General features: G+C 52.8%; 14 protein-coding genes. 8 read left to right on the forward strand and 6 right to left on the reverse strand.

Annotated features, from left to right (window positions below; translation table 11 throughout):
• Window positions 1-315 precede the first annotated feature (315 nt).
• The 4 genes from PXG97_RS14200 to PXG97_RS14215 all read left to right on the forward strand — a co-directional run bounded on the left by PXG97_RS14200 (window position 316) and on the right by PXG97_RS14215 (window position 5,466).
• Complete coding sequence (locus PXG97_RS14200; protein WP_276498430.1) at window positions 316-1,728, forward strand: peroxiredoxin family protein; 1,413 nt, start codon at window positions 316-318, stop codon at window positions 1,726-1,728.
• Window positions 1,729-2,151: 423 nt separating this feature from the next.
• Complete coding sequence (locus tag PXG97_RS14205; protein WP_276498431.1) at window positions 2,152-3,339, forward strand: baeRF7 domain-containing protein; 1,188 nt, start codon at window positions 2,152-2,154, stop codon at window positions 3,337-3,339.
• Window positions 3,340-3,457: 118 nt separating this feature from the next.
• Window positions 3,458-4,480 carry an SPASM domain-containing protein gene (locus PXG97_RS14210; RefSeq protein WP_276498432.1) on the forward strand — a complete coding sequence of 341 codons (1,023 nt, stop codon included), beginning with the start codon at window positions 3,458-3,460 and terminating at the stop codon, window positions 4,478-4,480.
• Between the two features lie 56 nt (window positions 4,481-4,536).
• Window positions 4,537-5,466 carry a mechanosensitive ion channel family protein gene (locus PXG97_RS14215; protein WP_276498433.1) on the forward strand — a complete coding sequence of 310 codons (930 nt, stop codon included), beginning with the start codon at window positions 4,537-4,539 and terminating at the stop codon, window positions 5,464-5,466.
• Between the two features lie 59 nt (window positions 5,467-5,525).
• Here PXG97_RS14215 and PXG97_RS14220 read toward each other — a convergent pair whose 3' ends face one another.
• The 6 genes from PXG97_RS14220 to PXG97_RS14245 all read right to left on the reverse strand — a co-directional run bounded on the left by PXG97_RS14220 (window position 5,526) and on the right by PXG97_RS14245 (window position 9,422).
• On the reverse strand, window positions 5,526-5,864 hold the full coding sequence (locus PXG97_RS14220) for a hypothetical protein (protein ID WP_276498434.1): 339 nt from the start codon (window positions 5,862-5,864) through the stop codon (window positions 5,526-5,528).
• A gap of 133 nt (window positions 5,865-5,997) precedes the next feature.
• A complete protein-coding gene (locus PXG97_RS14225; protein WP_276498436.1) occupies window positions 5,998-6,174 on the reverse strand; it encodes a FeoB-associated Cys-rich membrane protein in 177 nt (58 codons plus the stop codon).
• A gap of 31 nt (window positions 6,175-6,205) precedes the next feature.
• A complete protein-coding gene (locus tag PXG97_RS14230; protein ID WP_276498437.1) occupies window positions 6,206-7,009 on the reverse strand; it encodes an inositol monophosphatase family protein in 804 nt (267 codons plus the stop codon).
• Between the two features lie 5 nt (window positions 7,010-7,014).
• A complete protein-coding gene (locus PXG97_RS14235; RefSeq protein ID WP_276498438.1) occupies window positions 7,015-8,241 on the reverse strand; it encodes an Lnb N-terminal periplasmic domain-containing protein in 1,227 nt (408 codons plus the stop codon).
• Between the two features lies 1 nt (window position 8,242).
• Window positions 8,243-8,953 (reverse strand): 16S rRNA (cytidine(1402)-2'-O)-methyltransferase, encoded by a 711-nt coding sequence (gene rsmI, locus PXG97_RS14240; RefSeq protein ID WP_276498439.1) that lies wholly within the window; start codon window positions 8,951-8,953, stop codon window positions 8,243-8,245.
• Between the two features lie 214 nt (window positions 8,954-9,167).
• On the reverse strand, window positions 9,168-9,422 hold the full coding sequence (locus tag PXG97_RS14245; protein WP_276498441.1) for a 4a-hydroxytetrahydrobiopterin dehydratase: 255 nt from the start codon (window positions 9,420-9,422) through the stop codon (window positions 9,168-9,170).
• A gap of 120 nt (window positions 9,423-9,542) precedes the next feature.
• Here PXG97_RS14245 and PXG97_RS14250 point away from each other — a divergent pair, with 120 nt between their 5' ends.
• The 4 genes from PXG97_RS14250 to PXG97_RS14265 all read left to right on the forward strand — a co-directional run bounded on the left by PXG97_RS14250 (window position 9,543) and on the right by PXG97_RS14265 (window position 11,904).
• Window positions 9,543-10,400, forward strand: a complete 858-nt coding sequence (locus PXG97_RS14250) for an SDR family oxidoreductase (protein WP_276498442.1) — start codon at window positions 9,543-9,545, stop codon at window positions 10,398-10,400.
• 80 nt (window positions 10,401-10,480) lie between these two features.
• On the forward strand, window positions 10,481-10,783 hold the full coding sequence (locus PXG97_RS14255) for a hypothetical protein (RefSeq protein WP_276498443.1): 303 nt from the start codon (window positions 10,481-10,483) through the stop codon (window positions 10,781-10,783).
• Between the two features lie 90 nt (window positions 10,784-10,873).
• Window positions 10,874-11,110: a hypothetical protein gene (locus PXG97_RS14260; protein WP_276498445.1), complete on the forward strand. Its 237-nt coding sequence runs from the start codon at window positions 10,874-10,876 to the stop codon at window positions 11,108-11,110.
• 98 nt (window positions 11,111-11,208) lie between these two features.
• Entirely contained in the window at window positions 11,209-11,904 is a 696-nt protein-coding gene (locus PXG97_RS14265; protein WP_276498446.1) for a metallophosphoesterase family protein, read from the forward strand.
• The last annotated feature ends 446 nt before the right edge of the window (window positions 11,905-12,350 follow it).

Raw genomic sequence — 12,350 nt, forward strand, 5'->3', positions numbered from 1 at the left:
GTAAAGTATAAATATAAAATGGCCTGGCTGTGCCATGGGCTGGAGTTTATACTTGCCTTTAACAGTGTTTGTGGCTGGTACAAGTTGCTTTGAGGTATTCTTGGTGGTATTTAGCAGAGGTGCTGGCCTTGTGTTTATCTTAGCTTTTGTTTTTGGATTCCGTTAAAAGTATAAATTTAGCCTTGGTTCGGAATTTTGTTGTAGGAGGATGTTGTTCAAAAGCTTATCATTACTGCTGCTGATGCGCGTATGGCGCAGATATAGTATAATGTTGAGTTTTCTCTTTTAGCTAAAGAACCAGAACTGCATTCTCCAATGAAAAAGCTAAAGCTGCTGCCTCTCCTCCTGCTGCTGGCGGTTAATCAACTGATGGCCCAGGGCAAAGCCGTTATCAGTGGCAAAATCTACGGCCCCCTGTCTGACCAGGTAGTCCTGGTCATGTACCCGAACCCGCTGCTGCCGCAGGAGGTGAAGACGGAGGCAAAGCTAACCGGCAACACCTTCCGGTTGGAGGTGCCGGTGCAGAAGCCTATGGTAGCAGAGCTGGTGCACGGGGATGAGGTGGCCCAGGTATACTTAGAGCCGGGCTATGAGCTGCAGCTAAGCACCAGTGGCAAGGGTTTTCTAAAGTCTTTAAAGTATAAAGGCGCAGGCGCTAACGAGAACAATTACCTGGCAAGGTATACCTACCGCTTTGAGGAGGAGGAAGAGTACCAGGCGCTGCCAGACAACGTGAAGCTAAAGGAAAAAGAGTTTACAGCTTTCCTGGACGACCGCCGCAGTGACCAACGCAGCAGCCTGGAGAAGTACACGGCCCAGAAGCAGGTATCGGAGGAGTTCAGGGATTTCCTGTTGGCCGAGATTGAGTTCAGCTATGCCTTGGATAAGCTTCATTACCATCCGCTGCGGCAGCAGGTCCTGCAGGTGGCGCTTACCAAGCCCTCCGCAGCCTTTTATAATTTCCTGCACGGGCTGGACCTGCAGAACCCAGCCAACTTGCGAAGCCCGGCGTTCATCAGTTTTCTGCGCAGCTATACTTCCTACCAGGCGAAGGAGAGCGGCTACAGCGAGAAAGACCCGCAGTACTTTAAAGCCCGCTACGATGCGGCCGCGCAGCAGCTGGAGGGACTGGTGAAGCTTGCCGCGCAGGCGCAGGTGCTACAGCAATCAGTGCAGCAGGGCCACCTGAAGTATACGGAGCTGATGCTGCAGGATTTTGAAGCCAGAAACCATGACCAAGCCGTGAGCGCCTACCTGAGTAGGGTCCATGCCGAGAACACCTCTCTTGTAGCCGGTGGCATGGCGCCTGATTTTAAGTTGAGGAACATTGCTGGCGACACCATCTCGCTCAGCGACTTTAGAGGAAATTTAGTGTATCTGAACTTTTGGCGTAGCGATTGTGGTTTGTGCCACGTAGAGCTGCCGCACCTGCAGCGCCTCACCGCAAGAATGGGCAGCCACAAGGTTGTTTTCCTGAACGTGGCTGTTGGCGACAGTGAGGAGCAGTGGCGCCAACTGGTAAGGGAAAAAGAGCTGCAGGGAGTGCACGTGCTGGCAACAGGAGCCACAGACGTGGCAAAGCAGTATGGCCTGAAGGATGTACCGGCTTATTTCCTGATAGATGAGGAGGGCCGTATCCTTCGCCTGAAAGCCCGCCGCCCCAGCGACCACGAGGCTGCCAACGACATTCTGCAGCAGCTGGAAGTGCGGCAGGCTTCTCTGAGATAGACATTTCGTTCACAGTTTATACCCAGCCCGGCTCTCTGCGGAGAGCCGGGCTTTTTTTGTGGGTGCGCCAAAGTCATGAACCCTCTGTTTTACAGGCTCCACCCGCCCCCGCTTACCAAAGCCCGACGCCTCTTGCGGCTATCCCTATAGCTTGCCCATCTTACACTCTCCCCCTGCCCTCTCTGGAGTGGGGCGCGGTGCAGTGTGTCGTGCATCATCTATAGATACTGTATAAAAAGCCTGCGCCAGCGGAGTGTCGAAAGGATAAGCCTATCCTCCAACCGCTGCACTAGCAAAGCAAATCTCCTCAAAATAACCGTTGAATGTTTTGCTGCGTACTTAAATCCTACACCGCTGCAAGCTGTAGAGGTGCTATGAAAGCAAATTAGAAGTAATAGATACCCTGTTTAATCCCCAAAAAATATGGCATTAATCAATAAGAATGACATTGAGAAACTGCTTAACGTGCAGAACAACACGCAGAACGCCTTGTGTATTTCTCTCTACATACCCACGCACCGCGCCGGCCACGAGACGCTGAGCGGCCAGGACCACATCCTCTTTAAAAACAAGCTGAAGGAAGCGCGTAACCTGTTGCAGCGGCACGATGTGCCGGAGGCAGAGATAGAGGAGTACTTGAAGCCTGCCGAAGACTTGCTGAACGATAACGGCTTTTGGCGCCACCAGGCCGAAGGCCTTGCCGTGTTCATCACAAAAGGGTTCTCTACTCACTATACCCTGCCTATCACCATGCCGGAAGTGGTGTATGTGCTAGACCAGTTTTACCTGACGCCGATGCTCCCAATCCTGAGCCAGAACGGCCGCTTCTTTATTCTGAGCCTGTACCGGGAGAAGGTGGCCTTTTACGAAGCCACTATAGAGAAAATAAGGCCAATTGACATCAGCTCTTTTGTGCCGGAAACCATGAGCAAAGCGCTGAAGTTCGATATTAAAGGCAACGACCAGGACTTTACCCACTCCACCACCACTGTAAACGGAACTAACATAGTGCACGGCCCAGGTAGCACCAAGGGTGACGAGGAGCACGAGCGCGTGCGTGAGTTTATGCTGGAGATAGACAACAGCCTGCAGAAGATACTGCACAACGCTACAGAACCGCTGGTGTTGGCAGGCGTGGACCATTACTGTGGCATCTACCGCAACATCAGCAAGTATAAGAACATCGTGCCGCAGAACATCAACATAAACGAGAACAGCGATGTGGCCGATATGAACAGCTTGCATGAGAAGGCGCTGGGCGTTGTAAAGCCTATGATGCAGCAGAGCCACTCCGACTCCCTGACGCGCTACCAGAATGTGGCGGGCACAGGTGTTACCTCCGAGGATGTGGCCACAGTAGCGGCAGAGGCCGTGCATGGCCGCGTGGATACGCTCTTTATAACGCCAAGCCAGCCGGTTTGGGGAAAATATGATGCCAAGAGCGCCACTGCCGAGGTGCACAACGAGTACAAGCGCGGCGACGATGACCTGATCAACCTGGCGGCTACTAAAACGCTTGCGCAGGGCGGTAAAGTGTTTATAAACAGCTATAACGGCCTATCAGAGGCTACGGAGGGCGGTGCCAGCGTAAAGGCACTGTTCAGGTACTAAGGCCTTATTTTGGCCATTAGCGGCAAAAAGTATAAATTAGTGGGGCAGCCAGAGCGGCTGCCCCTTTATTTTGGTAGTTGGCTATATGTGGCTGCTGCCTTTGCACCTGCAGACTTCTATGGCACTTCATATAGCCGATGGGTTGAATTTTTTATCGAAGCTGACGCCGCTGCGTACGCTGAACGCGCTGCAGGTGGTAGGTAGTTACCTGTACTCCAAACTCACCGGCAAGGCCACGCATTGGGGGTACCCGCTCAGCATCTCGCTGGAGCCTACCACTTCCTGCAACCTGCGCTGCCCTGAGTGCCCCAGTGGCCTGCGCTCCTTCTCCCGCCCCACCGGCATGCTGCAGAACGAGCTTTTCAAAAGCACCATAGACCAGCTGCACCGGCGCCTCATGTACCTTATCTTCTACTTTCAGGGGGAGCCGTACCTGCACAAAAGCTTTCTGGAGCTGGTGAAGTATGCCTCCGACCGCGGCATCTACACCGCCACCTCCACCAACGCGCACTTCCTGGACGATGCCACCGCCCGAAAAACCGTGGAGTCGGGGCTGGACAGGCTCATTGTATCCATAGACGGCACCACGCAGGAGACCTATGCCGCCTACCGCGTAGGGGGAAAACTGGAGAAGGTGCTGGAGGGCACCCGCCATGTGGTGAAGTGGAAGAAGGAGCTGAAATCGAAGACGCCGCACATCATGTTCCAGTTTTTGGTGGTGCGCCCTAACGAGCACCAGCTGGAGGACGTAAAAGAGCTGGCAAAGGAGCTGGGCGTAGACGAGGTGGTTTTCAAGACAGCTCAGATCTACGACTACCAGAACGGCTCGCCGCTTATCCCGACCATTGATTACTACTCCAGGTATAAGCACAACGGCGATGGCAGCTACAGCATCAAAAACAAGTTGCTGAACCACTGCTGGAAAATGTGGCACTCCTGCGTGATAACCTGGGATGGCCTGGTGGTGCCTTGCTGCTTCGATAAAGATGCCGAATACCGCCAGGGAGACCTGCAGCAGCAGAGTTTTGCCCAGGTGTGGCGCGGCGAGAAGTATAACTCGTTCCGGCAGAAGCTGCTGCGCTCACGCACAGAGGTAGAGATGTGCCGTAACTGTACCGAAGGCACCAAAGTGTGGGCTTGACGAAGAACTTATAACATTGAACAACCAATATTTTGGAAATTTCCTTAAATACCTCAATGAAAGACATAAATGATGCCGTAGAGCTGCTGTGGAGTAAGCTGGAGGCTTGGGGAGCGCAGATCGTGCTAATGCTCCCGAACATCTTTGTAGCCCTTGTCCTGCTGATCGTCACGTTTTACGTAGCCGGCTTCATTCGCAATTGGCTGGAAAAGTTTATCAATAAGTTCTCGCACAGTGCCGCCCTTAATAACCTCATCCTGACATTGCTGTACATCGGCATGCTGATGATCGGCTGCTTCTTTGTGCTGAGTATCCTGAACCTGGACAAAGTGGTGATTTCGTTGCTGGCTGGTGTGGGTATCATTGGCTTGGCCTTGGGCTTTGCCTTTCAGGATATTGCGGCAAACTTTATCTCCGGGGTGATCATTGCCGTGCAAAAGCCGTTTGGCGTGGGCGACATGATCGAGACAAACGACTATTTCGGTGTGATCGAGCGCATTACGCTGCGCACCATAGATGTGCGGCAGGTAACAGGCGAGCTGGTGCGGCTGCCCAACAAGATGGTGTTTGAGAACCCCATGACGAACTACTCCATCTACGGCACCCGCCGTATCGACCTGGAGGTGGGCGTTTCGTATGGGGAGGACCTGGAGCGCGTGCAGCAGGTGGTGGTAGAGGCGCTGCAGGATGTGAAGAACCGTGTGCCCAGCCGCGAGATTGAGGTAATGTATGACGCCTTTGGCGATAGCTCCATCAACTTTAAGGCCCGCTTCTGGGTAAACTACCACCGCCAACTGGACTTCGTGAGCGCCAAGAGCGACGCCATCATCAAGATAAAGAAAGCCTTCGACGCGAATGATATCATGATCCCGTTCCCAATCCGCACGCTGGACTTTGGCATAAAAGGCGGGGAGAAACTGAGCGAGGAGCTAAAGAACATCACAGCCTCTGTGAAGAAAGGCCAGCGCCAGGATGGCGAGCAATAGGCGAAAGGCAGGTAATAGCAGTAACAGCGGGGGCCGGTATGTACCGGCCCCCGCTGCTTTTATTTGTCGTTCTTGTCAAGGTTCTTGCCTAGGTCCTCCACCTGCTTCAGGAAGGTGTCCACGTTCTCGTCGGCATAGGGGCCGTATGAGTTGGATATGGTGCCTTTTAGGCCAGTGCGTGTCTCCAGCGCATAAAGTATAGACATGTCATCGGGGTTACTCTCGCCCTCAAATCTGTAGAAGTCTACAATGCGCACTTGCTCTGGGGTAAAATAGTCTTTCTCTTCCATAGTGCAGAGCCTTCCGTCCTGCCCTACTTTAAAGTCATACTTGTAGCCATCCTTTCTCAGGCGGTTAAGTACGTTCACTAAAGATCTTTCTTCAACTTTATCTTGCATAGTATATCGTTTTTAATGATTCTATTCCTAAGTATAGAACTATACGCAAAAACAAAGTTTAGATACAAGCAGTGGAGGATTAATGTAGGAAGCAGGCTGAAAAGCAGCTGCTTTGGAAACCGAAAGGCGACCGTCAGGCTTTTGCCTGCTGCTTCTCCAGGTCCTGCTGTATCTTCTTGAAATCGATGGTGGAGCAGGCGCCGCAGCTCTTGGCGCAGCCGCTTTTAGCGGAGAAGGCCTGGTACAGCATGCGCAGCATGTAAGCTACCGCGGCCACAAAAACGAGCAGAATGAGGACTTGCTGGATCATACTTTAGAAACCGTGTGAAAGTATAAAAAGTTTAGGCCTGAGGCTTTTTCCAGAATTCGCCGATGGTTTGCTGCATCTCGGTGTGGATGTTGCCGTTGCTGGCGATGATCTCCCTCCCGAAAACAAAGTCCCCGCCTTCAGAGAACTTGCTGAGCCGTCCGCCTGCCTCCTGCACGATGATAACGCCGGCTGCCACGTCCCAGGCGTTGAGGTTATACTCAAAAAAGCCCTCGAATCGGCCACAGGCCACATATACCAGATCAATAGCGGCAGACCCGATGCGCCGCACCCCGTGGGATTTAGACATGAACGAGCCGAGCACCTGCAGGTACTGCTGCGTCAGGCCAAAGTCATAGTAGGGAAAACCGGTGGCAATGAGGCTGTCCTTCAGCGCTGGGGCATCCGACACTTTAATGGGGGAGTCGTTGCAGAAGGCGCCGCCGCCTTTGTAAGCCCAGAAGCACTCGTCGCGGTTCGGATCGTACACCGTGCCCAGCACCACCTCGTCGCCGTCCATAAGGCCCACGCTCACGCAGTAGGCGGGCAGGCCGTGGGTAAAGTTCGTGGTGCCGTCCAGCGGGTCTATCACCCAGTTAAAGCGCTCGCCGCGGGTCGTGGCGGTGCCCTCTTCGGTAATAAAGCCTGCCTCCGGGAATAGCTTGCGCAGCCCAGTTACCAACTTCTGCTCCGCCTCCTTGTCCACGTAAGAAACCAGGTCGTTGACGCCTTTCTGCTCTATCTTGGAGCGGTCAAAGGTTTCCCCCTCCTTTCGGATAAAGGCGCCGACGCTGCGGCAAAGTATGTTGAGGTTGTTGGCCAGTTGGTTCAGGTTCATATCAGCTATGCTACAGGTTTTAAATTTGCCAGGGCTTGCGCCTTTTTAGAGAACCATACGGCATATGCACCTCTAAGTATGGCCGCCACCATAATCGGCAGGAAAGCCGCGTGGTACATCTGCGGCCACAACGGCCAGCCCACCAGGGCTACTGTGGTGATAATGGCCGTGACCAGCATGTACTTGCGCACCCAGTCCGGCAGTATGTTGCGGCCCAGGAAGACGGCAACTATGGCGTGCGTGGGGATGGCCCAGAGCAGGTTAAAGTTATAGGCGGTAGCCTGGTGGTCGGTGGCGAACCAGAGTAGCAGGATAACAATACCTAGCAGCCCGAGCAGCAGGAAAAACACCATATCAAACACGCGGCTGCGGCGGCGCTTCATAAAGTCCACTACCGTAAGGGCAACGACGGCGGCCAAAAACAGCCAGAACAGCAGCTGCGGCGTGAACCAGCCTGCCTCCAACGGCTGCGAAGGGTCGCGCTCAAAAATCACCTGCTGCTCCAGGGTAAGCGGTTTCGTTTGCCCGTTCTGGGAGATCGTGGCATTGGCCAGGCCCTTAGAGAGGTAGTCCGGCAGAAACATGTACTGGTAAGGCGTAGCCTCCTGGTCGATGCGGGCGCCCAGCGCGATGTCGATGCCAAAATCGCCCCAAGGCTGCGGGCCCAGGTATAAATCGATGAGGTTACGGAAACTGTAGTCTTTGTCGAAATGGCTGATGTTAAAAGCCAGTTGGCTGGGGAAGGTGGCCTCTATGCCGTCGCGGATGCGGGTGGCGCAGTTATCGAAGAAGAAGTCGTAGAGGTAGAAGCGGTTCTCCGGCAGGTAGTTGTTGGTGAGAAAGGCCCAGTACTGCTGCTTCTGCTCCTCGTTAAAATTAAACTCCTGCTCATACACCGAGCGGTTGTCCATGGTATAGCTGTATACAAAGTCGCGGAAGTGCGCCGCCGACAGCTTATACCGGAGCTTCCCCTGCGCGAACTTGAGGTAGAAGTTGGGCTCGTCGAAATCGAAGGTGCCGTAGTTAAAGACCACATCCAGCCCGGTGGCAGGGTCGTTTACGCGCACGGCGCTGTGCCCGAAAATGGCATACAGGTCCGGCCCCGGCGAGCAGGTGATCAGGCTGATCTTAGCGTCAGGCGATAGCTGGATGTCCTCGAACTGCGCCCAGGCGGGCAGGGTGAATAGGCTGAGCAGCAGCGCCAGCGTCAGCTTCTTTATAAATGCTTTCATCTTATTCTTTGTCGGCTTTGCCTCCTTTAGCAGCCCCTGAAACCACTACTACAAACTCCCCTTTTATACTTTTGTTGCTGAAGACCTCGATCAACTCCTCCAGGGTGCCGTTGATGGTTTCCTCAAACATCTTGGAGATTTCACGTGAAACAGAGGCCTCACGCTCGCCTCCAAAAAACTCCTTGAACTGCGCGAGCGTCTTGAGCAGGCGGTGCGGCGACTCGTAGAAGATCATGGTGCGCTCCTCCTCTGCCAGGCTCTGCAGGCGCGTCTGCCGGCCTTTCTTTATCGGCAAGAATCCTTCAAATGTAAAACGATCGGTGCTGAAGCCGGATTTTACCAGCGCCGGCACAAAAGCTGTGGCGCCTGGCAGGCACTCCACCTTTACATCGTTTTTGAGGCACTCGCGCACCAGAAAGAAGCCAGGGTCTGAGATGCCGGGCGTGCCTGCGTCGGAGATCAGGGCCATCACCTCCCCTGCCTTCAGGCGGTCGATGAGGTGGGCGGTGGCCTTGTGCTCGTTGTGCAGGTGGTGGCTGTGCATGCGCTTTTCGATGCCCAGGTGCTGCAGCAGCTTTCCGCTGGTGCGCGTGTCCTCGGCCAGTATAACGTCCACCTCCTTCAGTATGCGTATGGCCCGCAGCGTAATATCCTCCAGGTTACCGATCGGGGTCGGCACCAGGTACAAACTTGTCTTTTCCTGTTCCTGCATGGCGTAAAGATACTATAGATAAGGGAGAAAGGTGAAAGGGAAGAAAGTAAAAAGGGAGGCGCCCTTTATACTTCAGGAAGACGCCTTTTAAAAGCAGGAGCGCTGCAGGTTTATACTTGAAAGGGACGCATGTAGCCTGTAAAACTATAAACAGCCTCCCTTTGCGCACAAAAGGGGCCGTTTGCATCAGCATAAACTGCCGGCAAGTATAGATTTATCCCTCTTCGGCCATCATCCGGTCGTAAATCTCGTCGATGCGGCGGGCCAGTTGGTGGTCCTTTTCTGTTACGGTGTTGCCGGCGTCGTGAGTGGTGAGCTCTATCTCCACCTTGTTGTACACGTTGCTCCACCAGGGGTGGTGGTCCAGCTCCTCGGCCACCTCGCCCACTGCGTTCATAAAGGCGATTGCCTGCTTGAAATCTTTAAAGGTAAGGCTGCGCTTTAAGCTGTTGTTTTCTTCTCTCCACATAGTTTACAGGTGTTTCAGCCTCCTGGCCTGTGCTTGCTTTCAGAAACATGAGGGCAGGGCAGGCGTATAGCTTTAAATGTTGTTCAAGAACACGTTCAATATCATAAACCTATAAAAACTATGGAAAACAAACCAAAATCTTTTCCGCCCCAGGAAATGGAGCAGCCGGGCAAGGAGCATAAAATGAAGCCGGAGCCGGAGATAATCCGCGAAGGGTACAAAGGCAGCGACAAGCTTAAAGGCAAAGTGGCTTTGATCACAGGTGGAGACAGCGGCATTGGCCGTGCCGTAGCCGTGCACTTTGCCCGCGAGGGAGCCGACGTGGCCATTGTATACTTAAACGAGGACAAGGATGCCCAGGACACCAAGCAAATGGTGGAGAAAGAGGGACGCAAGTGCCTTTTGATCTCTGGGGATGTGGGCAAGGAGGATTTCTGCCGTGAGGCGGTGAAGAAAACCGTGCAGGAGTTCGGCCGGCTGGACACGCTGGTGAACAATGCCGGGGAGCAGCACGCGCAGGAAGACATCCGGGATATTACGGAACAGCAACTGAAGCGCACCTTCGACACCAACATTTTCGCGATGTTCTACTTCGTGAAAGAAGCCCTGAACCACATGAAGGAGGGAAGCACCATTATCAACACGACCTCCGTTACAGCCTACCATGGCAACAAGCTGCTGCTGGACTACTCTTCTACCAAAGGCGCCATCCTTACCTTTACCCGTACCCTGGCCCAAATGGTGGCCGATAAGAAGATTCGCGTGAACGGCGTGGCCCCCGGCCCTATCTGGACACCGCTTATCCCCGCCTCTTTTGACAAGGAAAAGGTAGCCGAATTTGGGCAGAAGACCCTGCTCAAGCGTGCCGGGCAGCCATCGGAGGTGGCCCCTGCGTACGTGTACCTGGCCTCCGAAGACTCAGCCTTCACCATAGGCGAAATCATGCACATCAACGGCGGTGAAATGGTGACCACCTAAACCAAAGCGACCGGAAAAGAGTAAAACCAACTACACGCGCTTTGGTAAAGCAGCGTTGTTATAACAAAAAGAATACAATTATGGCTGAAAATAGAGATGACTCGGACAAGCTGCAGAACCAGCCTCCGAACAAGCGCGGTTTTCGCGAGATAGATGAAGACACAGGTGATCAGGAGATGCGGGCCGGGCACATTATACCTGGCGCAGATCCGCCGAAAAACGAGCACCAGCGCGGTGGCTTCGGTAACCGCGACGGCAAAGAAGGCTACGGCAGCGACACAGCCTCAGAGGGGCCCAGCGCCACCGGCGTGAACGACTTTGCCGATGACGGCATTCCGCCAGCCGATAACATGCGCACAGAAGACGAAGGGCGCGGCACCTAAGCGCTTTAAAGTATAATAATGATTGAAAAGTATGGCCGGCAGGCTTAACCCTGCCTGTCGTGAAGTTGAATTTTAAAAAAGGAGGACATTATGCCATCATATAAGCACACACAGCCAAGCTCAGAGAACGAAGGTAAACCAACCGGACGCGGACAGGACAAAGCGGCAGGCGGCAAGCCCGTTGACCCAAACCAGACACGCGCAGAGCACGAGGAGCTGAAGAAAAAGCATACCGAGGGGCCGGATAAAACCGGAGCAAACATTAAAACAAACAACCCGAACCGGAACACGAACAAGCCTGATATAGACAACAATAAGTATAATTAACATACCTAACATTGCTTAACCAGAATAGCACCTGTATCACGGGTGCTATTTCTGTGTTAACTTTACGGTGCCGCCTTGTTCGCGCAAAAACAGACGATATGCCCCGTTACGCCATCACCGACATTCATGGCTGCGCACGCACGCTCAAAGCCATGGTGCACGACCAGCTTAAACTCACAAAAAAAGACGAGCTGTACCTGCTCGGCGATTTTGTAAACAAAGGCCCCGACTCTAAGGGGGTGATCGACTTTATCCTTCACCTCCGAAAGCAGCGGTACCAGGTACAGTGCCTGCGCGGCAACCACGACCAGATGCTGTTGAAGGCGGTGGAGAAAGGCGAGAAGGCGCTAAACCTAACGCCAGGCGAGCAGGAGCTTGTGCTGCAGAGCTTCGATATCAAAAGCTTTGAGCAGCTTTCCGGTAAATATGTTCATTTCCTCGACAGCCTATCCTATTATCTGGAACTGCCGGACTACTTCCTGGTGCACGCCGGCTTCGACTTTAAGCAGGATGACATCTTCTCCGACAAAGAGGCCATGCTCAACATCCGCGACTATAAACCTGATTGGGTGCGCCTGTGCAATAAGAAACTGCTGCACGGCCACACGCCTACTCCCCTGCATGCTATCAAAAAAGCGGCCTCGCACCAAGACCAGGAGCTAAACCTGGATGCGGGCTGCGTATACTACAAAAATGCCGCCTATGGCAACCTTGTCGCACTAGACATGGATTCGCAAGAGCTGTATGTCCAGCCAAACATAGATCGCCCATACCCTGTGGCGCGGAAAAGCTAACACTAAACCAGAGCACCCCTTCTTAACAGTATAACCTCCCTCTTATATATTAGTTAGGCTATTATGAACCAGCTAAGTTGTGCTGTTTCCATCGCATTTCGGAGACTTATGGTAAGAAATTAGAACTCAATTTTTTGTATTCTTTTCGAAGCTATGATTAATTGGGTTTTTTGAATAAATTGGACTGCTTTAATAGAACGCCCCTGCATGTTGATAGGAGGAGGAATAGAAAGCAGATAGAAAAGCTAAATAAAATTTTAGTGAACAGCAGAAATCCTCTAGTGAGGCTAAAATATCCAAATTGTCCTTTTATAAAGATTTTATTAAAATTATATAAAAAAATAGAGGTATAAGTTGCCCAAGTGAAAGATAAATTATCTTATTTTGTGGTAATTATGCTTATTCTAAAATAGCACAAGAAAATTTAATTACACACTTATAGTTCG

Origin of the sequence: Pontibacter litorisediminis, assembly GCF_029360645.1 — a bacterium.
In the GTDB taxonomy this organism is placed as follows: domain Bacteria; phylum Bacteroidota; class Bacteroidia; order Cytophagales; family Hymenobacteraceae; genus Pontibacter; species Pontibacter litorisediminis.

Excerpts from the sequence above, each read along its gene's own strand:
- PXG97_RS14205 (WP_276498431.1), top strand. The coding sequence starts at position 2,152 with ATGGCATTAATCAATAAGAATGACATTGAGAAACTGCTTAACGTGCAG.
- rsmI (WP_276498439.1), bottom strand. The coding sequence starts at position 8,953 with ATGCAGGAACAGGAAAAGACAAGTTTGTACCTGGTGCCGACCCCGATC.
- PXG97_RS14250 (WP_276498442.1), top strand. The coding sequence starts at position 9,543 with ATGGAAAACAAACCAAAATCTTTTCCGCCCCAGGAAATGGAGCAGCCG.
- PXG97_RS14210 (WP_276498432.1), top strand. The coding sequence starts at position 3,458 with ATGGCACTTCATATAGCCGATGGGTTGAATTTTTTATCGAAGCTGACG.
- PXG97_RS14230 (WP_276498437.1), bottom strand. The coding sequence starts at position 7,009 with ATGAACCTGAACCAACTGGCCAACAACCTCAACATACTTTGCCGCAGC.
- PXG97_RS14220 (WP_276498434.1), bottom strand. The coding sequence starts at position 5,864 with ATGCAAGATAAAGTTGAAGAAAGATCTTTAGTGAACGTACTTAACCGC.
- PXG97_RS14265 (WP_276498446.1), top strand. The coding sequence starts at position 11,209 with ATGCCCCGTTACGCCATCACCGACATTCATGGCTGCGCACGCACGCTC.
- PXG97_RS14215 (WP_276498433.1), top strand. The coding sequence starts at position 4,537 with ATGAAAGACATAAATGATGCCGTAGAGCTGCTGTGGAGTAAGCTGGAG.
- PXG97_RS14235 (WP_276498438.1), bottom strand. The coding sequence starts at position 8,241 with ATGAAAGCATTTATAAAGAAGCTGACGCTGGCGCTGCTGCTCAGCCTA.
- PXG97_RS14200 (WP_276498430.1), top strand. The coding sequence starts at position 316 with ATGAAAAAGCTAAAGCTGCTGCCTCTCCTCCTGCTGCTGGCGGTTAAT.
- PXG97_RS14255 (WP_276498443.1), top strand. The coding sequence starts at position 10,481 with ATGGCTGAAAATAGAGATGACTCGGACAAGCTGCAGAACCAGCCTCCG.
- PXG97_RS14260 (WP_276498445.1), top strand. The coding sequence starts at position 10,874 with ATGCCATCATATAAGCACACACAGCCAAGCTCAGAGAACGAAGGTAAA.
- PXG97_RS14245 (WP_276498441.1), bottom strand. The coding sequence starts at position 9,422 with ATGTGGAGAGAAGAAAACAACAGCTTAAAGCGCAGCCTTACCTTTAAA.
- PXG97_RS14225 (WP_276498436.1), bottom strand. The coding sequence starts at position 6,174 with ATGATCCAGCAAGTCCTCATTCTGCTCGTTTTTGTGGCCGCGGTAGCT.